Below are 24,339 nucleotides of genomic sequence, written 5' to 3'. Positions count from 1 at the left end.
TATAAAATAGGATCAGTTCTTTTTGACAATCGGCCATCCAAAAAAGATAGTCATTAATCCGATCAATATAATCCTCCGGTTTACATATAGCATAGATAAATACTTTCACCTTTTCTGCTTCAACGATCTTGTTGAATACAACAATATCTTTTTTATACAAATAAGATTTTCATCAATCGCAGATACAACAAAGTCCTCAGGTTGAAGTGCAATTGGGGTATTTCTATGTTTAAGCTTTCTGAGGTCTTTTATAATAAAATTATTCTGATGAGATTTTGCTTTTGATTCCAGCGTATAAAGTTTGGCGATATTTTTCCTATCCGCCAATTCCATACATAACTTTGCCAGATCGTAAGCCGATTGATGATAACCCAAAAATGTATAAACGTTAACAAGTATCAAATCCTGATCTTTTGTTCGATCTGCTTGTTCTAAACGATAAAGCAGATCATACATTTTTGCTACACCTTCTTTTGAATTACCCGTCTTTCGACATTCATCAGCACATTCAATATAGCTGCTTTGATAATCTTTTTCCATGATATATGCTTCCCTTTTTAACTTAGTTATCAAATCTTGTCTTAAATGCCTCCCGTTGGCGAAGAACATCTGCGAGAATTGTCCGTATAAAATCATAGGTTCTCAGCTCATAGTCTAACGTAAGGCTTTCAATCTCTGTTGCGATCACATTATTCCGTTGTTCATTTTCGTACGCAAATTTTTGACTTCCTGTTCTCACAGACACAGTCGTACCAATCATTGTCAATTCATCGATCTCAAAGTATTTCCAGTTTGGCACCGCATAAATAACGATAAACTTTTCGCTTACAATCGCCGGATGTGATGCTAGGTCATCACTATGCTGAAATCTATTGTTTGCATCAAGTTCCTGTACCAAGATTTTCATGCCAGTCCCTTCAGTAAACATATTGATGATACTGTTATTTTTATCGTAGTTTAGTGTACTAAGGCATGTCAAAACTCCTTAGTAAGCTCCAGTTCCAAATTGCAAAAATCTGGTTCTGGAGGAGTTAGAAAAGCATTTTTGTTGTTTAAAGTACCTACCGCTTGTAATAATATGCTATCTACAGGTCTTTGTGCTTTTAGGACGATCGATTTAAAAGTACCAGTAGTCAGCACATCAAAAGACAGTTCGGTATAATTGTCATTGATTTGCAAATCGAAAACTGGCATGCCATAACTATCGCCATAAGGATTTTCAACAAACTCAAAACAGCCCTTCTCTTTTCTGTATTCCAAAATGACACCGTTGTTGGCCGTTGAACCAATATACAATCTGAATGCATCAAAGCTGTGTGGATTATGTTTCAGATAAAAATTATTCGTTTTGATTATTTTGGGCTTGGCTCTTTCCATACCGAATACAAAGGCGGCTTCCAGAATAAAATTGGTGAGCTCTTCGGTATAGCCATTATAGATAAATCCCCAAAGAAATTCAAGATCCTCCTGCTCCTGCTTAAATGTGGAAAGCTGTTTAAAAATCCATTTTATGCTTTTAGAGATTTCCTTTTGTTGCTTATTGCTCTTCAGCAGCAGCTCAATATACTGATCTAAATCGTCTGCACAATCCTCAACATTATTTATACTGAAATAGCGATCCTCTTCGCTTGCCTGTGTATAATCAGCCAACATCTGATTTATTATAGGCACTTTTTTAATTTTATAGTTTCAATATCGGTCATTTTAACACTCATATTTTTCAGCACTTTCATTTACAATATTTATATCATAAGATATTTGTTTTTACTTTGCTTTCAGCTCCCTAATTTACTCTTCCTATAATCTTGCTGTCAGCGCAGCTAAGGCAATTTTCATTTCATCTTCTTCTCCATTCCGAAAATGGATGCATAAAGATAAGTCAGGAAAATTGTTTTGATTAACGATATCTGTCAATTCCAGGTGAAGCTGCTTGTCTACTATCTCAAACTTAAAATTGCTCTTTAATACGCTCACATAATTTACCTGATCATTCCATTCGATTTCAATCTCGTCTTCATAGGCCAAAGCATTAAACGAGAGATAATTTTCAGGATTGACAAAGGTTATATTAACAATCTCATCCCAGTTGGCCTTTGTACTATAGACTATTTTCTGGCTATTAAACTCCATGATTTTTCAGTATAGCTAAAACTACATTATTTTGGCCATATAAAATTAGGTTCATTTACGATCCGTTTGTTCCTTTTACAAACTGTTTAAAAAAATAGAAATATTTGCTGCAAAAAGCCCTGCTAATTGATACCTTTTGGAATAGATTGATATATGATTACATATATTTTAGGTATGGAAATATAAGAGAGGCACTACTTGATCATCAGTGGACATTTACGAAATTAAGTGATATAAAAAACATTTGAATTTACTGGTATAGTAGTTGTACAGTTCACGTTATAAACATACATATATGAACAAAATCTTTCACTTTTTTTTCATCGGAATGGCAACCATTACGATTTCTTCTTGCCAAAACAGTGGCAAAACATCTGCTAGCTCAACTATTGATACCGCTGCAGTGACAGATACATTATCTGCTGCCAACAATACCACACAGTCAACTACTATACCTGCAATACAAATCCGATATACTGGGACAGTTCCTGTGCAGATTGTGAAGGGATCAAAACAGTATTGACTTTGGTGAATGAAACCTATAGTCTTGAGGAAACCTATTTGGGAAAATCAGATCAAGCCATACAGTCTAAAGGTCCAATGTTGATCGAGCGCGGCTACGAAAAAGACAATGATGCAACCTTATATATCCTAAATCCTGATAGTGATACTGAAAAGCGTTATTTTGTACGTCTGACAGCACAACCTGGTAAGTTGATCATGCTGGATAAGGATCAAAAGATAATCAACTCGAAATTGAACTATACGCTCTCCGAGGAAAAATAAAATCAGTGTTTCACGAATGAGATTCCAGTCTGCCGATAGAAAGCATATTAGCAAAAAGACGATAGGCTCCAGACACAGCAGCGGGAAGCTGTCTAAATAAAGACAGGCTGCTGTAGATGTAATATCCTTTTCCCTTTCTATTGACAAGCAACAAGCCATCTTCATTTCCGTTATTGGAATTTTGGGTACGCAAGACTGGTTTAAAATCACTATTCCAGTCTTTGGGGAGAAACAGCGCGCGGTCCTGTACCCAATTGGCAAAATCTTGCTGTTTTATTTTATTTGGATAATTCAAGATTCGATGGGTAGGATCCAAGAAGCTAATGGTTGATTCCATATCGGTAATCCGTTCGCCAGTAACCGTTAAAGGATAAGCACCCACCTCTTCCAGAGGTAGATCATAGGGGTATTATATTGGGTTATCAAAACGCCGCCGGCTTCAACATATTCGCGCAACTGTGTATGGAAATTCACCAATTGTGGATCGGTATTATAAATTCGGATGCCTAAAACTATGGCATCAAAACTCAACAGATCTGCATCTTTCAAAGCGGCCACTGATAGAAGTTCTATCTCATTCACCAATTGCTTTAGGCTACCTAGAAGTTCATCCTTTTTCCAGCGATGTAGGCGATCTTCTTAGCAGTGTTTGCCACGGACTATCTAAAACCTTAAAAAAGCTTTGGGATGATATACGACATCCTCAATATGGGGATAGCTAAGCGATTTTAAACCACGTTGGTGGATCCCATAACTACTTTCTATCTCAAATCCAACCCGTTGTATCTGTTCAGCGGATCCCAAAGAAGTCAACTGAAAATGAATTTTTTCGGAAGCATTACCCTCTAAGGTCAATGTATGCTCTTTAGAAATAACCCCAGCTCATCTGCTCCCTTTAACCTCACAGTGACAGACTCTGCTGTAGAGACATTGGATTGTAGTTCAAGTGAGACAGAACGACTGGTAGAATCCGCCAGAACGATAATATCTGTATCAAAGGTGCCGGTAATAGCTGGAGCAATCGTGATTGCTTTATTGTTATTCAATACAGGTACACTAATCGCCATGGATACCCCGCCAAACTGTAACTGCAATTGTACAACGATTGAATTGTTATGTTGAGCAAGTACAATATCATTGAAAGACCGCGGAGAATAATTCCCCCTATCTCCTTCTTCCTTTAACCAGGATGGTAATGAGGGCTCAATAGTGCTGCTAAGCCGACCCGTAATTTCTATCCGTTCTGTACCTGATAATTGATGAGGCTGATGATATAACGAGTCAAAAAAGGGAACTGTCACATGGGTCAACACCAGATCAGAATCCTGAGGTATATTTGCCTGCAAAAATAAATTAACATCGGTGCCGGGTACCCAGCTATCGACCAATGAATTTATTTCAAAGGATACCCCAAGTGTGCGTAGTAAAAGCAGCTCCAAGTCAGCGCGTTTTTCATGGATTACGCTATTTTTGGATACAGTTCTCATCCAGATCAAAATTGTTGCGATCGTCACTGAAAGTTCCCGATTATCTCCCTGGGCTTGTTTCGCAAGCAAACGATCGACAAGTTTCTTAAAAACAGGGATATACTGGTCCTCCGTTTCAGTTGAAGTAAATAAAGCGTCAGCAGCTGTAGGATCAACAGACTTTCCCTCAATAATTCAAAATATTCAAGCGTGGGCGTATGTTGCGTTAAACTAGCCATCGCCTGAGAACGGTGTTTATTACGGCTTTCAGCAGCAATCTCACCATGATGCAAGCCCGTATAACGATTATATACAGGGATAGTGACCGAAAAATGCTGTGGTAAAGGTATTACCTTACCCCAATATCTTTGACGCCACTCTCCTGATAGACGTTCCAAAACAAACGCTGCGTCTGCCAGACAGACAATTCCTCCAATTGTTCAGGATAGGCTTTCGGATCCGCAGCGAGATCATAGGCCTTTTGTGCTAGGATCGCCGAACTCTGGTGGTGTCCATGGAGATCAGGAATATTCGGCGAGAACCTCGTGATCATAATATCTGGCCTAAAGTACCGGATGGTCCATACGATATCCGCAAGAACAGCGTGCTCATCCCATCGGAGCATTGTTTCAGTTGCAGATTCTACAAATCCAAAGTCTTTGGCCCGTGTAAAAAATTGTCTTGTACCCTCGGTCTTCCGCGCAGATAAGGATTCCTGTACCCGAAGAATACCAAGGTCGGTTCCTTTTTCGGAACCTATAAAATTCTGTCCCCCTTCGCCGCGCGTAAGCGACAAATAAGCAGCATCTACAAGCTGGTCCTGAGCAAAAAATGTTAATAGCTTGTTGTTCTCATCATCTGGATGGGCACCTACATACAAAATCCTTCCAAAAACCTTCAACTTGCATAACTCACGCATGAAACCAGCATGGTTTATTTGCGAAGAAATTCCGTTTCTAGGTTGTTGTCGAGATTGTTGTGCGAGAAATTTTAATGCCATATCCATCTATTTTAATACCTGCGATGGCCAAATATAGCAATAATTTCCAAAAGACTACTAATTCTATAGATATTATTAATAATACAAAATATAATGTAGCCGAAAGCTTAAGAAAACACCTACTCAAAATACCTTGTTATTTCTTCGGTCTGATTACATAGTATGTGCCCAAATCTATCCCAGCATCGGGCAATACAACGATACAGCCCAGAATGACTGCTCCTATTATTATTTTTTATCTTCATTTTTTATTGTTTCTCCAAAGCACGCACTGGATACTTCTACTCGAAGTAAAGATATCGAGTTCTGGGTAAATAAGGGCCGCGAATAATAATTTGGAACCTGTAATTAAAAAATGAAACAGCTATTTTTCCCGATCATATTGTATCAAGAAATCCATTAATAGTACTAAAAGATTTGCGGTCATGTGTTAAACTTTTGGAATTAACACTTTTTAACCGATATATACCGTAGCTTAGCGCTTTATCAACAATTAGATCAACCAACAGAATGCCCTTTTTAGATCATGTGCTCCAAAAACCCACCTACGGATGGAAAGACGACAATGGAGACCTTATTAAACCCAGCCCTAAACAAATATTCAGCGAGTTTTTCAAAAGATTGAATGTTTTTAAGGACCAACGCAACTGGTTACCTTTTTTTTTTAGTTGGCTGAAAGTAGCTTGTCTTATCCCTTTTTCTTTGTTTTTCTCTTTGCTCACCTTAGCTGGTGGACTGTGCTGGCAGCTTTTATCTACAGTATGATCATTATGGGGACACATGGTACGATCTGGCATCACAGATTTTCTACACACGGTGCTTTTAAGTTCCGTAACCCCTTCTGGCGTTTTTTCACACAGAACCTCACAATCAATGTGATTCCCGAGGAAATCTATGTCATTTCGCACCACGTACACCATGCAAAATCAGATCAACCAGGAGATCCATACAACGCACAGGCGGGATTTCTATATTGCTTTTTGGCCGATGTCAACCATCAGCCGATTGCTAAAGATCTAACAGAAAACTCTTACAACCGCGTCAAGTTGCTTATGAAGCATACCGGTGTTACAGCCAATACTTATGCACAATATCAAAAATGGGGTTCCTATGTCAACCCGACACATGCAATCCTATCCTGGGTATTAAATTGGTCATTTTGGTATGTTGTATTCTTTTTAATCGGTGGACATGCCCTAGCCTGTTGTCTATTTGGTGCAGCTGGCTTTTGGGCCATTGGCGTGCGTACATTTAATTATGAAGGACATGCGAAAGGAGAAGATAAACAACGGGAAGGGATAGATTTTAATGAAAAGGATAAGTCCATCAATCAATTGTGGCCCGGTATTGTCGCCGGAGAATGGCACAACAACCATCACCTCTATCCCAAAAGTGCGCGAAGTGGTTTCAAGCCGTATCAGATTGACCTAGCCTGGTGTTATATCAAAATGATGCACAGATTAGGTGCTGTCAGCAGTTATCGCGATGACAAAAAACGGTTCGATGAACAGTATCATAAACCTTATCTCGATGCTAAAAAATAGGCAGGGGATCTGATTCCCGGTATCAAACCAAATTGGTTATACAATAAACAAAAGAAACAGCTAATATTAGCTGTTTCTTTTGTTTTGAAATAATTCGCTTAATTTATTGCAGCATATCAAGCCTTCGTATTGGAAGTTGCCCTAACGGGTTTCCTTTTCTTCCCCCATTTGCGGTTGTACCAGATAATAAACCCCGTCACAGGTAATGAGGCTCCTACCAGCGACGCTAATGAGGCCAATATTTTCGTAGGCAATCCACCAATAGTGCCCACATGGATATCGAAGTTTGCGCGATAGATCTGCTGTCCAAAAGAGATCTGTTCATCCTTCGAAACACCGCCTACAACGCTTAAACTCTTCTGATCCAACCCGTACCAAGTCGTCATATCATTATGTCCTGTTGTTGGATTGAGATAAACTGTGTAGACATCTTTTGCATCTTTGGGATAATTGATCCGAACATGTTGTTGTTGCTGATATCTTCGCCAGATCTCATCATCAGGTTGTTTAAAATCACTGGTAAGCCTTGTTGTATCCGAAAGTCCTTTATGTGGATGCTCCAATCTTGCTTTGCCGCCAGTGACCAACCAATGATAACCATCATCAAACCAGCCGAAGGTAAATACAACTCCAGTCACCGTCAGAATAACGGTAAATATCAACGTATAAAACCCCAGCACATTGTGCAAATCGAGATTAACCCGCTTCCAGTTTGCCCCCATTTAATCTTGAAACTCTTATCCCGGGTAGATTTATTCCACTTATTGGGATACCACCAGATGAAACCAGTTATCAATGTGATCAGAAACAACAGGCAATTTGCCCCGACAAAATAACTTCCATAAGGTCTTGGAAACCAAAAAAACGATGTCCCGCTCGCAAAAAATCATTAAACACTGAGATTCCATCTTCATTGATGCGATGATAGAGCTTTTGGCCTGTATAGGGATTGAGATAAAGATCATGGTAATTACCATGACGGTCAGGTCCGTAACCAAGGATACAGCTTTTGTTCCGGTTCCGGAACTCCAATGAGAGTATCCGACCTAAACTATCCCCGGAATATCTTTTGCCACCGCCCGGGTCAATTGCGAAGGTTTCAAAATGGACTGTCCGATTGTTCAACATATTGCCCCGGTGTCAAGAACAAAACAAACTCATCTCTAAAGGTCCAGATCGCCGCCGTCAGACAGACGACAAAAACAACGATGCCCGAAAATAAACCCAGCCAGAGATGGAGCCAGTTGCTTATTCTTCTGAACAGTGATTTCTTAGATTTTGCCATATGTTGTAACAAGGGACCAGCTACTTTCACAATGTAGAAAAGCCAGTCCCTAATTTATATCTCTATTTAACTTTAAAAAGCCCGTTTACAGCGTCCAGATCATTTACTTTGACACCTTTCGTCATCTTGCCAGTCGCACCATCATAACTATAAATGTGAATATCGCCGGCATTGTCTTTTTCGTATTGACCGGAAAGTACACCTTTCCACCATCCGCCAGAATGTTTGGTGCGGTAGGTTGACTTTTAACCAGTGGAACATCCAATTTAGTCAAGCTACCTGTTGCTATGTCAACAACATGAAATTCTTGTACATTACCAAAGCCATAAGATTGCCAGGTTAAGGCCAGATCCATACGAATTCTGCGAACCAGCAATTTACCATTGCCAGCATAACCTCCGCCCAGTACCGGATCCCCGTTTAGTTTTTCTGAAATATTCAGGAAATAAGTAGGGTCGACGACTGATGTTCCTTTTTGATACGATAGATACCATGTGGTTTATCCCAGTTTTGAGAGATCATCTCAAATGGTGAAGTCATGATATATAGATCATCATTGTATGTAAAAGTTTTTAGAACGCCATTTCGGTCATTCCCCGGACTTGTAGAGCGGTTATCTTCGCTATAAACAGGATTGTTCATGGCTGGGTAATCAAATACGGCAAAATAAGCTGTACCTGTTGCGTAGTTGGTTTTACCCTTAGCGATTGCGTCCGGATATTTTTCATCACCATACCAATAGCCTACATGCATTTTATTGTCTTTCACTTCTGCAAACCCGATAAGCGGTCCCGTGAGGCCAGCCTTGTTCGGAAGATCAAATTTGCCTTCTTTGACCACCGTCATGTTTTCAACGTTTACAATCTTATAAGCACCTTTATAACCATAGATAAGTAGATTGTTCTGATCAATCCATTGATGATTGTACCGGTTGGCATCTGCCAGGACAAATGGAATCACTTTAACCAATTGCAGCTTCTGGTTAACATAGCTGTATTTGGAGAGTGTATTTTCACCGGACTTATAGGAATAATAAAAACCATCCTTTGTCATAAAAGCCAGAAAGCCGGGATCCTGAGTGGTCACATTCGCACCTTTACCCAAAAAGGAGATTTCACCTTCCGAAAGTGTGCTATGCTGGAAAAGGTAAGAACCATCGGGATCCAACACAAGTCCGCCAACAGCAAAAATCTTTTCTGTTTCGGGCTCTGGGTCAGGATTGTCAGTAGGATTGCTCTTTGAGCAAGATTGCAGGGAAAAACCCGTCACCAGCGCTGCAAGCGCTAGCATCGCAAATTTAGTCGTATTTATTTTCATGATAATTGTGTATATAATAAATTATTAGTGCAAGAAATAGCGTAATTTTAGATTGAAAGACCTTCCCGGTTTCTGTAACCGAAAATTGTCGTAAGCCAGTTCGTTCCCAAGATTCCGGCATTCAAATGAAATATTGTAGCGACCATCTTTTAAGGAATAGGTCATTCCGGCATGATGTAGCAACTGTGTCGGAATGATATTTAAAGACTGTGAACTACCCCAAGCCTCCCATGTCAGGTAAAAACTGTGGTAATATTGGCTGGACCAATCAAACTGCAAACGTGTCCCCTGCCTAGCCAGTCGCTTTTTCCGACCGACAGATAAAGGTTGCCGTACAACCAAGGTTGATTGGGGATCATATTACCATAATTTGCCCGCGGTGTCTCCGTTCCATAGGTATATTTTTGGTTCTGTTTAGACCGTTGATAGCTGGCATTCAGTGTCAGCTCTACCAGTTTGGCATATTTATATTGTACCTCTGCCTCCGCTCCATATACGATCACTTTACCTTCGTTCAAAAATTGTGAGGTATTGTTGCCCATCGGAATGGTATAGATAAAATCTTTGGCATTACGGAGAAATCCCCGATATCAGCGCTATAAAAATGACGGTCATGCTTACGACTGAGGTCAGCATTGATATTAAAATTATGGCTGCTTTCCGGTTTGATATCCGGATTAGGGATCACATTCACCCCATCCCCAATACTTCCACGAGTTCGGGCAATCGGTACGCATGCTCATAGGAAAACTTGACCCCATATTGTCGCCCATGCTGTAACGGCTTGCTAATCCGTATCCAAAATTATTATAAGAACGGTGTTGTGCCGGCATTGGATTTTTTCCTTCCGTAACTGCCCCTAGTTCAATGCCAAAATGAAAGAACTTAGCAAATACACTGGTATTCAACCGCTGTTGTAGTGATTTATTTTGCCAAGATAATCCCGTCACGGATTTGGACTGACCAGCTGGACTCAAAATCTTCTGACTCAACTCCTCGTCCGATTTCTGGTCGGACTTATTGTAATTGTGGTTTAAGGTCAATTGATTACCTTCATTGATACGATAGCTCAGGTTTACACGGGTCAGCAAAAAGTATTTTGATAATTTGTATAGGAGCGATTTTTCGATCTATTTAGTTCGCCAAAGTCATTATTACTGCTACTTGCGGATCCATCCCACCAATAGGTGGTTGTTGAAGTATCTACCACGCTATATTTGTCGACAGCATAACTGACAAATGCTGTCGCATTGAGTCCCTCAATAAAGAGGTTGTCTTTTTATAGCGCAAACTGGGCATAAAATAATTTCCATGGCGGTTTACCTTCCCATAGACGATATTCTGGTTGTTGCCTGTCTGAAACTCCTTGTAATGGTTATTGTACAACATGCCAATTACAAGCGCATCTGCCCATGTCCGGTTGATGTAACCGGCCTCAGCTTGAATCATACCCGATTTGTACTGATCGTGAAAGCGCTTTACGCTCTTTTCGATGAAGCTGTTCGGTCCATCGGGTACCCGGATCGCGGCATCATATTTTGATTGCTATGCATCCAATAGTCATTGTCCGAGTAATTATAAAATCCGGTCAACTTAAACATCAGTCCTGTTGTATCATTGACCGACTGTGTATTCAGAGACAGGCGGTGGGTATTAAACGAGCCGATGCTATAACTTGCATCCAAGTAACTTTTAGCCCCTTTATTGGTCACCATGTTAATTCCGCCACCCAACGCATCCGAGCCAAGTTCAATAGGAACCACCCCTTATATACCTCGAGCCGATCGGCGAGGTTGATTGGAATGTTATTAAAATTCATCCCGATACCAAAGTTCTCCATCGGTATACCATCAATAAAAAAACGTATTGCTTTACCGGAGAGACCGTTCAATGAAAAGTTAAAATCTGACCCCAATCCACCATATTCTCGGATGCGAACTCCTGTTGTGGTATTCAGAATCTGATTCACATCACGGGTACTGTTATTATACTTGCTCAATTCAAGCGCAGCGACGTTAAATCCAGTTTCTCTAACCAGCTGACTAGCTGTCTTCGCGTCCACATCCACCTGTTGTAGCTGCTGTGCATCAGACTGCAATGTCAGATTCACGACCAGAGGCGACGATTCCTTTAGAAATACAGTTTGGCTAATGGTCTTATACCCCACGCTGCTCAGGTTCAGCAGATATTCTCGCTCGGCTAAAGCGCTAAGCTCATAACGTCCATGCTGATCCGTTGTTGTACTCTGTTGACCAAAGCGAACTGACACACCGGCTAGAGGTCCCTCAGACGACGTAATTCTGCCATAAACACGCTGTTTCCTTTCACTTTGCAGACCGATAAAAACCTGCTTACCATCTTGTTTCAGTTTAATTTTCCTTCCAGCGAATAAGTCCGTCAGGAGGTGCTCTAATTTTTCATTTCGATACCGCTTGGTGACCTTACGGTCCGCATCCAATAATTGATTACTGTACACAAACGAACAATTGATCTGCTGTTCAATCTGTTGCAGGGCCTGGGATATCTTAATCGAAGCAAAATCTATGGTCAGGTTTTTCTCCAATAGGGAGCGCTGCTGTGCGAGCGTAGGCAAAGGTAATAACATGATACACAAAAGTGTACAGGAAATTATACGCAACAAAAAAGTAGAAGGTTGCTGCGCTAAAAATATTTTCATATTTTGCGAATATTATGGATGAATACTTCTTGGATTTTTTCATAGTCCGGTATGTAGTTTTGGTCGACGCCATACCGGTTACTTTTTATACTTAACCTATCCCATTTACTGTCTGATTGTAATTGTTTTATTATCTATTGTATATTTTATTCCAGTACTGAATGCCAGACTGCTCATCATATCAGCTAGGCTAATTTTCTTAAAAGTCCCGGTCACAGTAAGCATTTTAAGTGCTTTGGATTCAATAATGATTTTTACCCCATACCTACGTTCTAAGCGTTTAGCGACAGCCTCAAGTGGTTCATTTTTGATGACAAAAGTATCTTCGGTCCATGCCACAGCATCCGCAGTTTCTACATTGCGGCTCAGAACTGGTTCATGGAAGTTCATAACCCCTGCATGCCCGCTGTCAGCAGTACCTGATCCGACTGAGCATAACGACCAAATCGTACTTTCCCCGCTCAACAGTCAACAAGACCTGCCTGTCTTCAGCATAGGCTTTTAAATTGAACCGTGTACCGAGTACCTGCGTGAACGTGGAGTCTGTATGAATAATAAAGGGCTTATTGGGGTCATGCGCGATATCGAAGAGTGCTTCACCGCGAAGTTTAACGAGTCGCTGTGCCCCTCGAATTGCAACGGGTATTCCAGTTCGCTCTTTCCGTTGAGTACGATATGGGAACCATCAGAAAGGGTCAATGTGAGCCGTTGCCCAGCTTCGGTACGTACAGTTTTTAACGATGCTTGTTTTTCGATAGGTAATGCAGATCTATCTTGTTGATATATATACCAACCTAAGCCGAGAACGAGGATCAAGCTCGCGGCTAGTCCAATGATAAACGATAAACGTTGGATGGCAGGTTTCCCTTGAACCGCAACATCAATTACCTTCACCTTGTCCTCTATATTTGTCGAAAGCTTATCCCAAGCGGACCGAAGCTGATGATTTTCTCCAGGTGCCTCCTCCAGCTCTCCCTCCTGCTCATGTAACCAGCGTTCTATCTTCGCCTTTTCAGTAGCAGATGACTGTCCATTTGTATACCGTCTGAATTCTTCTCTCGTTATTTTCATTTTCATTTGTAGGAGTCTCTTATCCACCGGAAACCAAGCTCTGTTTTAATCAAGTCTAAATAAGATTCTCTATTAATACAGTTCCCTAAGCCAGATAAAAGTACAGGTCAGTTTTAAAGAAAACACACAAAACATTGATTTTCAACAAGAAAAATTACATTTAAATTTCAGGAGGTGGTTTTACCGCGCTAGATGCGTGCGTAAGAATGTAAGAGCATTACCGATATGTTGTTTCACTGCACTCATGGAAATCCCCAATTCGCCAGCAATCTGAGCGTTGTCCATACCTTGTTGGTCACGCATCAGATAAACTCTGCGGCATTGAGCTGGCAACAGGTCTACCAGTTTTTGCACACGATCAGAAAGGTCGTTGTAATAAATTTCCTCCTGCGTGCTGCAGTCCGCTTCGTTATAATCGATCAAAGAGTTTTGCATATGCTGTTTCTGACTAGCGGAATCCCTAAAATATTTGAGGATCTGGATTTTGGTTGCATGGGTAAGAAAGTGTTCCGGTTTCTCCAATAGTAGCGTTTCCCGACGTTCCCAAATAGATAAAAATACATTATGCACGATATTTCCGGAAACATCTTCGTCGTTTGTTTCCCGATAACAGATCCGATACATCTTAGTAGCATATAACTTATATAGTTCCTCAAAACTGGATTCATCCAGCTGAAGAATTGATATTTTAGTTATGTTCGCCATCCTATCCATGTTTTTCAGACTCCAAAGATAGGCCTATTTAGAATGAATTCAAATAAAACTGACAATATCTTTTAGATACTTACATTTCAGATGCTGTTGAATTTACCGATGTTATTGTTCATCTATTGCAAAGCTATCAAGTAGATATATAGGTTGGATTATGCTAAACATAACATCTAAAATACAGGATATAATAAACGTACTCCTTTATAAACAACTAGACTTCCCTCTAAAGGATGCTAATTTCTTCATAACAAAAATACCGAAGCATTCATCGCTTCGGTATTTTTGTTTTACAGATCCGGCACGGGTTATTTTTCGTTCAGGTTTCTGGATTTCAACTCATTGTCAAGTGCCTCATCCGTTTTCTTCCAGCGAATAAAAGCCCAAGCTCCCATAACGATAAGCATAAACGTAAAAATAGTAATACCCTTATTTACGACACCATAAACAACAATCCCAGCACAAAATCCGACAAGTATGGCATTGATCAGTTTGCTACTTTTTTGTTGCTTTTTTTTCTCCAACAATTCCTGATCGGTCAATTCAGTTAGTTCCTTTTCTTTCATAGTTTTAATGTCTTGGTCAATATAGTATGGAGCAAATATACAATCTAAAAAAATATTCACCTATTTCAACAATAAGATAATGGTCTAAGATATGACCGATGAAAGCCTACTTTTCACACATTACAGACATCCCCATTCCCCAACGGAAGCGAATGCAGAATAAGTAAGGCGTGTAAAATCAACTCTCCAGTACGTTATTAGTATTACTTAAGTATTGTTTAAGTATCGACTAAGTATCACTTCAGTAGTATTATACGAAATAGACACGACTACTTCTCTCTTAGCTTATAAGGCATTGAACTTTCCATATCCTTGCATGATAGCTAATTTACCTGTGCGGATACAGACCTTACGATGAACAGATTTGACGTTGTTGTGTCTTCCCCTCCTTTGGAAGACATAACAGTATTAAATCTTATCAAGCTCCAGCATAAGGGCTTTAAAATAGACCTGTTTATTGCCCTATAGCCGGAACGATAAAACGCTCCCGATGAAGTACCTTACCCATATATTTAAGTTATCATGGTATAAAATCAGCTTCGCTTACTTTTCCAGAACCAGACTAATCCCTGTAATCTAATTTATGAAAAAATATATTCGTCTTGACATAAATTCAACCCTTTGTTCAGGATAATATGGATAAATTTGTATGTACTAAAAGTATCGAGATGATTGAAAGAATAGCAACTTATTGGGATGGAAGAAGTGCTTCATGGCGCAAGGAACGAGATGAGGCTTGGTCGCGCCCCGAAACCGAGCGATGGCTTGATTTTTTTAAGTCTGTCCGACATCAAACAGCTGGAAACAGCGTACTCGAGGTCGGTACTGCAACGGGATATTTTGCGAATATCCTAACACTGGCCGGTTTTGAGGTGACAGCCATAGATCTTTCACCACAGATGATTGAAGCCGCAACGCTTGTGAGTGAGGAACTAAAGCTAAATGTAAATTATAGCGTCATGGATGCGCAGTCCCTGCAATTCGAGGACAATACCTTTGATCTACTGTTCACACGTCTAATGACCTGGACTATCCCTGATCTGGAAAAATGCTACCGCGAGATGCAGCGCGTGCTCAAGCCCGGAGGTAAGCTGATCAACCTGGATGCAGATTTCGGAAAAACCGTTTTTAGCACAGACAGGCATGACGAATGCCCATCTGGTGCGATTGAAGAGGTGAATGCCATCAAATCGGCGCTGGAAATCAGCCAGCACGAACGTCCAGCCAAAGATATCGACATATTGCAAACAATCGGATTCGGTTCCGTTGAAGTTGACATCCATGCCCAAAACCGTATTCTAGGACTTCCCTGACAACTGAAGGGCTTTTTATGCTCGAAGCAACAAAAAAATAACTATTTGATAATCGAGAGGTATTCAAGAATAAAGAACCCTCAGTTCTAAACAATTGAGGGCTCTTATTTATTTTCAAAATGGAGCTGATTAAACTTATAGCTAACGCTTCCAACCACGTTCAGTAATCGCTATACATTAGTGGTGGTATAACCAGTCCGTTAATACTTATTGGTCAGGTTATCCCTTCAACCCGATACTGAATTTTCAGGCGTCGTAGAATACCTTGGCGCCCCTCCTCCTAGACCAAGCCTTAAAACAACTATTCTCGGATCTAATGACAACAGGATATAGTTTTTGAGGCTTTTTAAGCTTGCAAGTGTTACAGAACGAAATGGTTTGGTAAATTTTGCTTCAGCCACTTACCATCGGCCCATTTTTTAAAACATTGTCGTTTTATATATCCATAATGTTACCTTTGTAGAGGATAAGACATTCATGAGTAAGGATCGCGATATACTAGAAATACAATTGTGGGAGGCGCTAAGAAGTGGAGAACAAGCTGCTTTACAGCAGTTATACATGTCCTATTACAAAGGCCTGTTGAAATATGGACTGCGGTATACAGACGATCGGGATACCCTAAAGGACAGCATCAACAATACCTTTCTTTATTTCTGGGAAAAACGCGAAAGTATAGGCAACGCCAATCATGTTGGCAACTATATTTTCAAAAGTTACCAGCGACAATTAGTCAAGGACCTCAATAATACAAATAAATTTGAAAAGCTTCTCGAAAACAACGAAGACACCGATACCGTTGATGTTGAAGAGTTTCAGTTCATTATCCGACAGGAAGAAAATACACGGGTTAATGTCCTTAAAAATGCGATTCTCCAATTACCCAAACGGCAACGTGAGCTCGTTCTGCTTCGTTATTATGAGGGACTTAGTTACGATGAAATTACGCTAAGAACAAACCTGAGCAAACGTGCTGTCTACAATCAGATCCATAGCGCCATCAATACATTAAAAAAGACACTAGTCTGCAAAATCTCAAACAGATTCTCCCCTATTAATCTTATTTTAGTTTTTTAGAAAAAAATAACAGTCAGATACACAGCTTTTTACGTATTTAACTAAAAAAATAACTGGTAAAAACCAAACTCGGTAGGCTCTATCTATATAAACGACTAATTTTTAGACCATGAGTGCATACCAGTCTGTTCAGGATTTTATATTGATGAATCTTTCTTTCGCTATGCGGTAAGACAAGATCCATCGGAAATCTTGAAATGGGAAAGTTATATTAAACAACATCCCGAGCAGCAGGAACTTATACAGCATGCTAAGCAAGAATTGCTGGCTATGCAAAATGCACTGTATTTGATTGATGCCGAGCAAAACTATGTCCGGCTTGTACCCCATTTGGATCCCCGTCAAAAACATACTGTTAAAGAAAAAATGGACCTATTATGCTGCGGCGGCTATTGTCTTTCTGTGTTTGATCAGTTCCCTATATGTCTTCCAATATCATTTCAACCAGTCGCAGACGAATGCTTACCTAACGCAACCTGCTGAAAAGAAAACAATTAAACTCGCCGATGGTACACTGGTCAAGTTAAACGCTGCGAGTAAATTGGAGATCGCTGATGGATTTGGTAAAACAAACCGTGCGGTCAAACTTGTTGGTGAAGCGTATATGGAAGTTGCTAAAAACAAAGCATTACCCTTTACCGTAACGACTCAGGCACTGCAAGTCCGGGTATTGGGGACAACGATCAATGTAAGAGCCTATGCCAACGAAGAACTTACTGCTGCCTCACTGATTGAGGGCAGTGCGGAGGTTATTCTGAAGAGCAGATCCCAAGCGCCTATCCGTCTAAAACCAAAAGACAAAGTCGTTGCTCCACTGGCAGAAGCACAGCCTAGTTCCAAAAACAATACAACAGGCATAGAAAAAAATCCGATTACAAATTGGAGACCGTTACACAGTATGATGCTGAGCAACGATTGGCCGAAACCTCTTGGGCCGACCAGAAACTTGTCTTTGTTAACGAACCGCTGTCTTCAATTGCTAAAACGTTAGAACGCTGGTATAATATTACTATTGAATTCCAAAATTCGGACATCAGCTCCCGAAAATATACAGCAGCATTCGATGACCGCGAAGAACTACAGAATGTGCTCCAAAGCCTACGGAGCAGTATCCCTTTCAACTATCGAAAGATCGGGCCACGCAGCATCAGAATTTACCTAACTAATCCATAAAATAAAACTTATGAAAGATACAGTTACCTAACCAACAGAGAAAAAAAAAGGAGCATGCCAGGCATACTCCCAAAATCGTTAATTAACACAACAGGCTGTGACTGCGAATCCTAGGCGCTGTTGTCAATTGTTTACATTAACCTTGCAAACTTATGAAAAATAACGCAATTCGCGTTAAGGGAAGATATTACCCTAAACTTTTTAATACGATCATTCTCGTGAAACTGACCATCATCCTAACCCTGCTGTTCCACCTGACTGCGATTGGTAATTCTTTGGCTCAAAATGAACGTGCTACCTTACATCTCACATCGGTGAAGTTGAGCACGGTTTTAAAAGAAATTGAAAGCCAGACCAAGTATCGCTTTGTTTACGGTGACGATCTCGTCGAAGGTCTGGGCGCAGCATTTGCTGTGCACGCCCAAAATCAACCTGTCAAAGATATCCTCGATGAACTATTGACGAATACTGACCTCAGTTTTCGGATGCATCGGGAATACCTTATCATTCTTTCAAAGGAAGAAAAACAGGCACTAGCGACCCAGTCTAATATTCGAGGGCTTGTTCAGGATAGCCAAGGCCGACCATTGCCTGGTGTTACGGTGAATGTGGTAGGGAAAACAACAACACGGTATTGACCGATCAAAACGGAATTTTTCGGATCCGAGCGTCCGTTGGACAAGTACTCCGGATTTCATATGTCGGTCATGTTTCACAAAATATCAAACTTACGACAAAACATAGCATAGAAGGAATCAAAGTACAGCTGGAAACTGGGGTAAATACCTTGGAAGAAACCGTCGTGGTGGGATATGGTAGTGTCAAACGGAAAGATCTGACCGGATCGGTTGTCTCTGTTGACGTGAAGGAGATCAGGGATGTGCCTTTTACCAGTATTGATCAGGCCCTGACAGGTAAGGCGGCAGGTGTGCAAGTCATACAAGCTGATGGCTCGCCAGGCGGGGTCGCCAAAATACGTATTCGAGGCGGTACCTCGCTTATGGGCGGTAATGATCCCCTTTATATTATTGATGGGGTGCAAATGACCGTACAAAATCGTTATGTGAGCAATTCAGCTGAAGTGGTCAACCCGGTAGATCGCTTTGGATCAGACGATCCAAACAGCGCAGTATCTGGCTCATTCGCACGTGGACTCAATAGTCTAGCCGGACTGAACATCAGCGACATCGAGACAATAGATGTATTAAAAGATGCGTCTGCCACAGCAATTTATGGATCTCGGGCTGCCAATGGCGTTGTCATTATTACCACTAAACGTGGAAAACGTGAACAAAAACCAACTTTGGAGGCCAATTATTATCATGGTATTAGCAAGCAACGACCGATCAACCTGCTCAATCGTGACCAATATATCATGATTATGCAAGAGGCTAATCGCAACCTCCTCGATGCCCGCAAAGCAGCAGGGGAAACACTCACGCCTGAGGAACTTGTCGATTTTGACAACCGGATCAACAATCCTAATTTTTATGGTCCTGCGAATACGGATTGGCTAAATCTGGTCACCCGGACGGGAAAATCCGACAACGCTGATCTCTCCGTTAGGGGTGGTGGTAATGCCTCGCAGTATTTTATTTCTTTAGGATATACCGGTAATCAAGGCGTTGTATTAGGCACCGACTTCCAACGTTTGTCGGGACGGATTAACTTAGACAACGAGATCACTAGTAAGCTCCGCACGCAAGCCACATTTGGTTATGGCTATACCATTAATAATATCACCAATGGTCTTTATACACAGGCACTCTTTGCCCCGCCAACTTTTGCAGCTTATAATGCGGATGGTTCCATTGCTAAATATACCGGCGAATCTATAGGAGGATATGATTATCAGGGCTATCAAAATCCACTTGTACTCCTCGACGGAATAAACAGAGCAGCCAGTCACTCTCTCCTAGGATCAGTGGCAGCCGATTATAAAATTTTACCGGAACTTATTTTTCGAAGCACTGCTTCAGTCAACTATAATAGTACGAACCAACGCAATTACGTAACCGGTGATGCCTTAATCGCCGCATCAAACGGTGTGGGGACCTCCAGTCTAGGAACGGGATCGCAGTCGCAGAATCAGTTGACAGACCTATTTTTTGAAAATACATTGACCTGGGACAAAGTTTTCAATGCGCAGCACCGATTCAATATTGTGGGTGGTACTTCTTGGCAGAAAACTCGTTCTCAACTTTTTGGTGTTACCGCACAGGGTTATCCTGATGACAAGTATTTGAACAACCTTTCATCAGCTAGCTTGGTGACAGCGGCCGTTGGGACCAGTGGACAGAACTCCCTACTAAGTTTTTATACACGTGCACGTTATGCCTGGAAGGACCGTTATATTGTCACCTTTACAGGTCGTTCGGATGCTTCCTCCAAATTCCCAAAAGTCAACCGTACTGGATTTTTTCCTTCTGGGGTGTGGCTTGGCGCATCTCCGACGAACCCTTTATGAAGGGTCTAAAATGGGTAGATGACCTCAAATTACGGGCAAGCACGGGTTACACAGGTACTCAAAATATTGGCGATAATATGTTCTACACCTTATACAGCCCATATGCATACGGCGGTAAAAGTGCAATGGTACCTACACAACTCGGCAATGAAGCGATCCGTTGGGAATCTACTCTGCAGAAAGATGCAGGTTTGGATATCAGCTTATTTAACTCGAAATTTGGTGCCAGTATAGAAATTTACGAAAAAGCGACTTCTGGTATTTTGTTCACCAGAGCAGTTGCTGGTAGTTCTTCCTACCGTAGTGTCATTGCCAATCTGGCCAATATTCGTAACCGAGGTCTGGAAATCGCTCTACGTGGCACCTTTCTAGAAAAGAAGAACTTCTCTTGGAATGGTGCTTTTAATATCTCGTTTAACCGCTCCCTAGTAACCAATGTGAACCGCGACTTTACCAATCCAAATGATATCACAGACTATAACCTCGGGAATGCAATCGTCCGGGAAGGTGAGCCGCTCGGACTGATTTATGGAAAGGTATTCACGGGTCTATTACAAACACAAGAACAAGTGGATGCCTATAAGGGAAAAATCAGTATTGGATGTATTTTGACCCTTATTTGGGAATTGGTGATCCAAGTTATAAAATTCCAGAAGGTGAATTTTTTCCTGAAAATGAAATCATTGGACGTGCAGAACCTAAGTTTTACGGTGGTTACACCAATAGTATATCCTATAAAGGACTCAGTCTGACAACCTTGTTTACTTTCAGCTATGGAAACGACATTCTGTACCAGGGTGATATCCAGAATAACAATGTGAGTAACAGGTCAAATAAGACAACAGAAATTTTAGGTCGATGGACACCGGAGAATCCTACATCTACACGGCCAAGACTTCTTTACGGACAAAATGGAACTGCTTACACAAATAGCTCAGCAGTATATGACGGATCATTTTTACGCCTTAAATCATTGACCTTAACCTACGTCCTACCGGAGGGATTACGCAAACGGATCGGTATTCCTCAGGCCTCAGTATTCGGTTCAGCGACCAATATTCTAACATGGACAAGCTATCCTGGTGTGGATCCTGAGGTTAGCAACGACCCCTATAGCCTAGTCAACGGCGCAAGTGACCCAGGCACATTCCCGCTGTTAAACAATTTATTCTGGGACTACGTTTTTCACTTTAATGACGAGAATATGAAAAGAAAACTCTTCCATATACTATTTGGATTAACCTTTATAACGAGCAGTGTGAGTCTAACTTCCTGCGAAAGCCAACTCGGTGCCCTGCCTGAAAATGCAAAAGTCGATGGCAATACTGTATTGATGCGCCAACAGCTCGCATCGCATTGAATGGTATATACTTTCGTTTTGCGAACGTGTCTCAAGACAATGGCATCACCCAATGGACCAACAATGAGCGCCTTCCCGCCCAGTTGACAGGATACATGATGTATGGATATGGTACCGGCGCTGGAGCACCAGAAGATAACCAAATGCTCAGTTCGTCCGATATCTATTGGTCCTATAGCTATGGTATTATCAATGCCGCAAATTCGTTGATCGGTGGTATGGATAAATTACCTCAAGGTCGTATTCCAACGGCTGAACGTGAGCCTATCGAAGCTGAAGCGCGATTTCTAAGGGCCTATGGGCATTTCAAATTACTAACCTTCTATGGACAATGGTTTGATCACTCCAGTCCTTATGGTGTATTATTACGCTATGAGGCTGTCACAATCGGCAATATCCCAAAGGCTCGCTCCTCAGTCGCAGAAAGTTATACCTCCATCCTACAAGATTTGGATTACGCCATTTTGCACTGTCCCGCTCAGCATGAAAAATATTATGCCACCTTGTGGGCGGCAAGAGCTTTGAAGGCCCGCGTACTGATGTGTCGTGGCCAGGCAGGTGATTATGCTGAAGTCATCAAACTAACCGAAGAGATCATCAACAATAGTCCTTACCGACTTGAGCCACTGGCAAAAGATATCTTCCGCACCAAAGGAGCCAGTAGCTCAGAAGTCATCCTCAGTATAACTCCGCAGCCCAACCAACCTGCCTATGCCTACAGTCGTAGCCGACAGTTTTATCCTGGTGCATCATCCCTATACTGCGCAACGCAAGGCCTACGTGATCTCCTGACAGCTGATCCAAGACAGGATTGGATGGTCGGTAGTTTCCGTAAAAACTACGCTAACTATTTTTTCACAAAGTATATTGCTGAGGGTACAGTCCCAACAGTCGTTTCGGAAACGTATTATGCGATCCGCCTGACAGAAGTACATTTATTGAAAGCTGAGGCTTTGCTGCGCAATAATGGATCTATCACTGAGGCCAAAGCGATCCTCAAAGAAATAGGTACACACAATGGCTTATCCGATTTTTCCAAACTTGATGCACTGACGAGTCGTGAAGATATACTCAGGTACAACTACCAGGAAACATCCAAGAGCCTTGTAGCAGAAGATGGACAGGAATGGTTATGTCTGTTGCGTTTGCCATTAGCTACCGTAACGTCCATCCGTCCTAAATTAACCAATATCCAGCAATATATATTGCCAGTACCAAAAAGTGAATTTGCAGATAATTCCAAATTTGGCGAACAAAACCCGGGTTATAATATTGATCTGTAAGAAAAAAGACTTTGATAAAAATTTAAAAGATAACAATATGAACTGCAAAAACTATATACTTAGTGCTTTACTGCTCACAACAACACTAGGTGTCCTGGCACAAAAGACAAAAGTTTCCGGTCTGATCAAAGGTATTGGCGACGCTCAAGTGGCTATTGGTTACCTAAAAGATGGCAAGATGAAAACAGATACTGTTAAGATTCAGAAAGATAAATTTGTTTGGGAGGCAGATATGCCCGAACCTCAAAAGGTCTATCTGATGTTCCCATCGCGTTACGCCGAACTTTTCCTCGAAGCGGGCAATATCAGCATAACCGGCCAGGCCGATTCATTACATTTATTAAAAGCCAAGGGCAGTAAAATACAGGCTGAGGCTGAACGTTACCAAGCGACCTTAAAAGACCTGGAACAACAATCCAACCCACTTTATCAGCAATGGGGAAAAGGTACAGAAGAAGAGCAATTAAAACTCGAACAACAACTGAATGCAATCAGTACCGAACGTCGTGCCCGGGCAGCAGCCTATATCACCGCCCATCCCAAGAGTGCCTTTAGCCTGAGCCTGGTCTCTGACCGATCGGCTATGGGAAACTATGAAGAGGTGAAACCTCTTTACGATGTACTCGACAAAACCGTACTTGCTATGGCAACAGGTAAACAGCTTACTGAACGTATGGAAGTGCTCAAACGTAGTGCCATAGGAGCGACAATTTTGGATTTCACGCAAAATGATCCCGAAGGCAGACCGATCAGTTTCAGCAGCTTCAAAGGAAAATATGTATTGGTCGACTTTTGGGCAAGTTGGTGTGGCCCCTGCCGTGCCGAAAACCCCAATGTCCTTAAAGCTTATAACAAATACAAGGACAATAATTTTACTGTTATTGGGATTTCTTTGGATGACAACGCCGAAAAATGGAAAAAGCCATCAAAGATGACGGCATGCCCTGGTCGCAAGTATCTTCATTAAAAGGCTTCGAAAATGAAGTATCCACCTATTATGGTATTCAGGGCATACCTAGTTCGCTACTGGTAGATCCCAATGGAAAAATAATTGCTCGCAACCTACGTGGCGCATCCCTACAACAAAAGCTGAACGATATTTTTAAAACACAATAA

Annotated in this window: 35 protein-coding genes and 2 pseudogenes; 13 read left to right on the top strand and 24 right to left on the bottom strand. The window is 41.3% G+C overall.

Annotation, left to right across the window (positions count from 1 at the left end):
- Positions 1-105: 105 nt before the first annotated feature.
- From KUH03_RS33755 to KUH03_RS33740, 4 genes are all read right to left on the bottom strand, one after another.
- Positions 106-540 (bottom strand): hypothetical protein, encoded by a 435-nt coding sequence (locus tag KUH03_RS33755; RefSeq protein WP_257088710.1) that lies wholly within the window; start codon positions 538-540, stop codon positions 106-108.
- A 22-nt stretch (positions 541-562) separates the two neighbouring features.
- Positions 563-979 (bottom strand): hypothetical protein, encoded by a 417-nt coding sequence (locus KUH03_RS33750; RefSeq protein WP_257088708.1) that lies wholly within the window; start codon positions 977-979, stop codon positions 563-565.
- A complete protein-coding gene (locus KUH03_RS33745) occupies positions 976-1,671 on the bottom strand; it encodes a hypothetical protein (RefSeq protein WP_257088706.1) in 696 nt (231 codons plus the stop codon). The genes KUH03_RS33750 and KUH03_RS33745 overlap by 4 nt, the downstream gene beginning before the upstream one ends.
- A 126-nt stretch (positions 1,672-1,797) precedes the next feature.
- The gene (locus KUH03_RS33740) at positions 1,798-2,130 is read right to left on the bottom strand and encodes a hypothetical protein (protein WP_257088704.1); all 333 of its coding nucleotides are present in this window, start codon (positions 2,128-2,130) and stop codon (positions 1,798-1,800) included.
- Between the two features lie 295 nt (positions 2,131-2,425).
- On the opposite strand from KUH03_RS33740, the gene KUH03_RS33735 reads away from it, so the two are divergent.
- Both KUH03_RS33735 and KUH03_RS33730 read left to right on the top strand, forming a co-directional pair.
- Positions 2,426-2,653 carry a hypothetical protein gene (locus KUH03_RS33735; RefSeq protein WP_257088703.1) on the top strand — a complete coding sequence of 76 codons (228 nt, stop codon included), beginning with the start codon at positions 2,426-2,428 and terminating at the stop codon, positions 2,651-2,653.
- A gap of 5 nt (positions 2,654-2,658) precedes the next feature.
- On the top strand, positions 2,659-2,916 hold the full coding sequence (locus KUH03_RS33730) for a copper resistance protein NlpE (protein ID WP_257097584.1): 258 nt from the start codon (positions 2,659-2,661) through the stop codon (positions 2,914-2,916).
- A 10-nt stretch (positions 2,917-2,926) separates the two neighbouring features.
- Here the strand turns inward: KUH03_RS33730 and KUH03_RS33725 are convergent, their stop codons facing one another.
- The 5 genes from KUH03_RS33725 to KUH03_RS33705 all read right to left on the bottom strand — a co-directional run bounded on the left by KUH03_RS33725 (position 2,927) and on the right by KUH03_RS33705 (position 5,382).
- The gene (locus KUH03_RS33725) at positions 2,927-3,298 is read right to left on the bottom strand and encodes a hypothetical protein (RefSeq protein WP_257088702.1); all 372 of its coding nucleotides are present in this window, start codon (positions 3,296-3,298) and stop codon (positions 2,927-2,929) included.
- Positions 3,280-3,498 carry a hypothetical protein gene (locus tag KUH03_RS33720; RefSeq protein ID WP_257088701.1) on the bottom strand — a complete coding sequence of 73 codons (219 nt, stop codon included), beginning with the start codon at positions 3,496-3,498 and terminating at the stop codon, positions 3,280-3,282. Before KUH03_RS33720 ends, KUH03_RS33725 begins: the two co-directional genes overlap by 19 nt.
- Before the next feature lie 81 nt (positions 3,499-3,579).
- Entirely contained in the window at positions 3,580-3,771 is a 192-nt protein-coding gene (locus KUH03_RS33715) for a hypothetical protein (RefSeq protein ID WP_257088700.1), read from the bottom strand.
- The gene (locus KUH03_RS33710) at positions 3,768-4,472 is read right to left on the bottom strand and encodes a hypothetical protein (RefSeq protein ID WP_257088699.1); all 705 of its coding nucleotides are present in this window, start codon (positions 4,470-4,472) and stop codon (positions 3,768-3,770) included. The genes KUH03_RS33715 and KUH03_RS33710 overlap by 4 nt, the downstream gene beginning before the upstream one ends.
- A gap of 259 nt (positions 4,473-4,731) precedes the next feature.
- Positions 4,732-5,382, bottom strand: coding sequence for a PIG-L family deacetylase (locus KUH03_RS33705; protein WP_257088698.1), 651 nt, complete (start codon positions 5,380-5,382; stop codon positions 4,732-4,734).
- A 737-nt stretch (positions 5,383-6,119) separates the two neighbouring features.
- Here KUH03_RS33705 and KUH03_RS33700 point away from each other — a divergent pair.
- A complete protein-coding gene (locus tag KUH03_RS33700) occupies positions 6,120-6,926 on the top strand; it encodes a fatty acid desaturase (RefSeq protein ID WP_257088697.1) in 807 nt (268 codons plus the stop codon).
- A gap of 116 nt (positions 6,927-7,042) precedes the next feature.
- On the opposite strand, the gene KUH03_RS33695 is transcribed toward KUH03_RS33700, so the two are convergent.
- The 15 genes and pseudogenes from KUH03_RS33695 to KUH03_RS33625 form a co-directional block, all read right to left on the bottom strand.
- A complete protein-coding gene (locus KUH03_RS33695; protein WP_257088696.1) occupies positions 7,043-7,648 on the bottom strand; it encodes a PepSY domain-containing protein in 606 nt (201 codons plus the stop codon).
- A 79-nt stretch (positions 7,649-7,727) separates the two neighbouring features.
- A complete protein-coding gene (locus tag KUH03_RS33690; protein ID WP_257088695.1) occupies positions 7,728-8,054 on the bottom strand; it encodes a hypothetical protein in 327 nt (108 codons plus the stop codon).
- The gene (locus KUH03_RS33685) at positions 8,026-8,241 is read right to left on the bottom strand and encodes a PepSY domain-containing protein (protein ID WP_257088694.1); all 216 of its coding nucleotides are present in this window, start codon (positions 8,239-8,241) and stop codon (positions 8,026-8,028) included. The genes KUH03_RS33690 and KUH03_RS33685 overlap by 29 nt, the downstream gene beginning before the upstream one ends.
- A gap of 91 nt (positions 8,242-8,332) precedes the next feature.
- On the bottom strand, positions 8,333-8,587 hold the full coding sequence (locus KUH03_RS33680) for a hypothetical protein (protein WP_257088692.1): 255 nt from the start codon (positions 8,585-8,587) through the stop codon (positions 8,333-8,335).
- 62 nt (positions 8,588-8,649) lie between these two features.
- Positions 8,650-9,528 carry a hypothetical protein gene (locus tag KUH03_RS33675; protein WP_257088690.1) on the bottom strand — a complete coding sequence of 293 codons (879 nt, stop codon included), beginning with the start codon at positions 9,526-9,528 and terminating at the stop codon, positions 8,650-8,652.
- A 24-nt stretch (positions 9,529-9,552) separates the two neighbouring features.
- The gene (locus KUH03_RS33670) at positions 9,553-9,711 is read right to left on the bottom strand and encodes a hypothetical protein (protein WP_257088687.1); all 159 of its coding nucleotides are present in this window, start codon (positions 9,709-9,711) and stop codon (positions 9,553-9,555) included.
- Positions 9,712-9,761: 50 nt separating this feature from the next.
- Positions 9,762-10,097, bottom strand: a pseudogene (locus KUH03_RS33665) (TonB-dependent receptor domain-containing protein); the annotation flags it as partial.
- A 108-nt stretch (positions 10,098-10,205) separates the two neighbouring features.
- A complete protein-coding gene (locus KUH03_RS33660; RefSeq protein ID WP_257088685.1) occupies positions 10,206-10,619 on the bottom strand; it encodes a hypothetical protein in 414 nt (137 codons plus the stop codon).
- A gap of 112 nt (positions 10,620-10,731) precedes the next feature.
- Positions 10,732-10,977 (bottom strand): hypothetical protein, encoded by a 246-nt coding sequence (locus KUH03_RS33655; protein ID WP_257088683.1) that lies wholly within the window; start codon positions 10,975-10,977, stop codon positions 10,732-10,734.
- A gap of 29 nt (positions 10,978-11,006) precedes the next feature.
- On the bottom strand, positions 11,007-11,261 hold the full coding sequence (locus KUH03_RS33650) for a hypothetical protein (protein WP_257088681.1): 255 nt from the start codon (positions 11,259-11,261) through the stop codon (positions 11,007-11,009).
- The gene (locus KUH03_RS33645; RefSeq protein ID WP_257088679.1) at positions 11,237-12,205 is read right to left on the bottom strand and encodes a TonB-dependent receptor; all 969 of its coding nucleotides are present in this window, start codon (positions 12,203-12,205) and stop codon (positions 11,237-11,239) included. The genes KUH03_RS33650 and KUH03_RS33645 overlap by 25 nt, the downstream gene beginning before the upstream one ends.
- Before the next feature lie 105 nt (positions 12,206-12,310).
- The gene (locus KUH03_RS33640; RefSeq protein WP_257088677.1) at positions 12,311-12,595 is read right to left on the bottom strand and encodes a DUF4974 domain-containing protein; all 285 of its coding nucleotides are present in this window, start codon (positions 12,593-12,595) and stop codon (positions 12,311-12,313) included.
- Between the two features lie 19 nt (positions 12,596-12,614).
- Positions 12,615-13,276: pseudogene (locus KUH03_RS33635) on the bottom strand (FecR family protein).
- 180 nt (positions 13,277-13,456) lie between these two features.
- The gene (locus KUH03_RS33630; RefSeq protein ID WP_257088673.1) at positions 13,457-13,981 is read right to left on the bottom strand and encodes an RNA polymerase sigma factor; all 525 of its coding nucleotides are present in this window, start codon (positions 13,979-13,981) and stop codon (positions 13,457-13,459) included.
- A 311-nt stretch (positions 13,982-14,292) separates the two neighbouring features.
- Positions 14,293-14,550 (bottom strand): FUSC family protein, encoded by a 258-nt coding sequence (locus tag KUH03_RS33625; protein ID WP_120258614.1) that lies wholly within the window; start codon positions 14,548-14,550, stop codon positions 14,293-14,295.
- A gap of 668 nt (positions 14,551-15,218) precedes the next feature.
- Between KUH03_RS33625 and KUH03_RS33620 the strand changes: the two genes are divergently transcribed.
- From KUH03_RS33620 to KUH03_RS33580, 10 genes are all read left to right on the top strand, one after another.
- Complete coding sequence (locus KUH03_RS33620) at positions 15,219-15,863, top strand: class I SAM-dependent methyltransferase (protein ID WP_257088671.1); 645 nt, start codon at positions 15,219-15,221, stop codon at positions 15,861-15,863.
- 477 nt (positions 15,864-16,340) lie between these two features.
- Positions 16,341-16,940: an RNA polymerase sigma factor gene (locus KUH03_RS33615; protein WP_257088669.1), complete on the top strand. Its 600-nt coding sequence runs from the start codon at positions 16,341-16,343 to the stop codon at positions 16,938-16,940.
- A 310-nt stretch (positions 16,941-17,250) separates the two neighbouring features.
- Positions 17,251-17,931 (top strand): FecR family protein, encoded by a 681-nt coding sequence (locus KUH03_RS33610; RefSeq protein WP_257088668.1) that lies wholly within the window; start codon positions 17,251-17,253, stop codon positions 17,929-17,931.
- Positions 17,820-18,113: a FecR domain-containing protein gene (locus KUH03_RS49590; RefSeq protein WP_373564539.1), complete on the top strand. Its 294-nt coding sequence runs from the start codon at positions 17,820-17,822 to the stop codon at positions 18,111-18,113. Before KUH03_RS33610 ends, KUH03_RS49590 begins: the two co-directional genes overlap by 112 nt.
- Positions 18,114-18,265: 152 nt before the next feature.
- Positions 18,266-18,751, top strand: coding sequence for an STN domain-containing protein (locus tag KUH03_RS33605; RefSeq protein ID WP_257088666.1), 486 nt, complete (start codon positions 18,266-18,268; stop codon positions 18,749-18,751).
- A complete protein-coding gene (locus tag KUH03_RS33600; protein ID WP_257088663.1) occupies positions 18,748-20,580 on the top strand; it encodes a SusC/RagA family TonB-linked outer membrane protein in 1,833 nt (610 codons plus the stop codon). Before KUH03_RS33605 ends, KUH03_RS33600 begins: the two co-directional genes overlap by 4 nt.
- Entirely contained in the window at positions 20,577-21,332 is a 756-nt protein-coding gene (locus tag KUH03_RS33595; protein ID WP_257088661.1) for a TonB-dependent receptor domain-containing protein, read from the top strand. Before KUH03_RS33600 ends, KUH03_RS33595 begins: the two co-directional genes overlap by 4 nt.
- A gap of 604 nt (positions 21,333-21,936) precedes the next feature.
- Entirely contained in the window at positions 21,937-23,223 is a 1,287-nt protein-coding gene (locus tag KUH03_RS33590; RefSeq protein WP_257088660.1) for a RagB/SusD family nutrient uptake outer membrane protein, read from the top strand.
- A 37-nt stretch (positions 23,224-23,260) separates the two neighbouring features.
- Entirely contained in the window at positions 23,261-24,190 is a 930-nt protein-coding gene (locus KUH03_RS33585) for a TlpA disulfide reductase family protein (RefSeq protein ID WP_257088659.1), read from the top strand.
- Positions 24,163-24,339 carry a hypothetical protein gene (locus tag KUH03_RS33580; protein WP_257088658.1) on the top strand — a complete coding sequence of 59 codons (177 nt, stop codon included), beginning with the start codon at positions 24,163-24,165 and terminating at the stop codon, positions 24,337-24,339. Before KUH03_RS33585 ends, KUH03_RS33580 begins: the two co-directional genes overlap by 28 nt.

Origin of the sequence: Sphingobacterium sp. E70 (genome assembly GCF_019285695.1) — a bacterium.
GTDB lineage: Bacteria > Bacteroidota > Bacteroidia > Sphingobacteriales > Sphingobacteriaceae > Sphingobacterium > Sphingobacterium detergens.
Note: the sequence above shows the minus strand (reverse complement) of the source record. Positions and strands in the feature narration are given on the sequence as shown.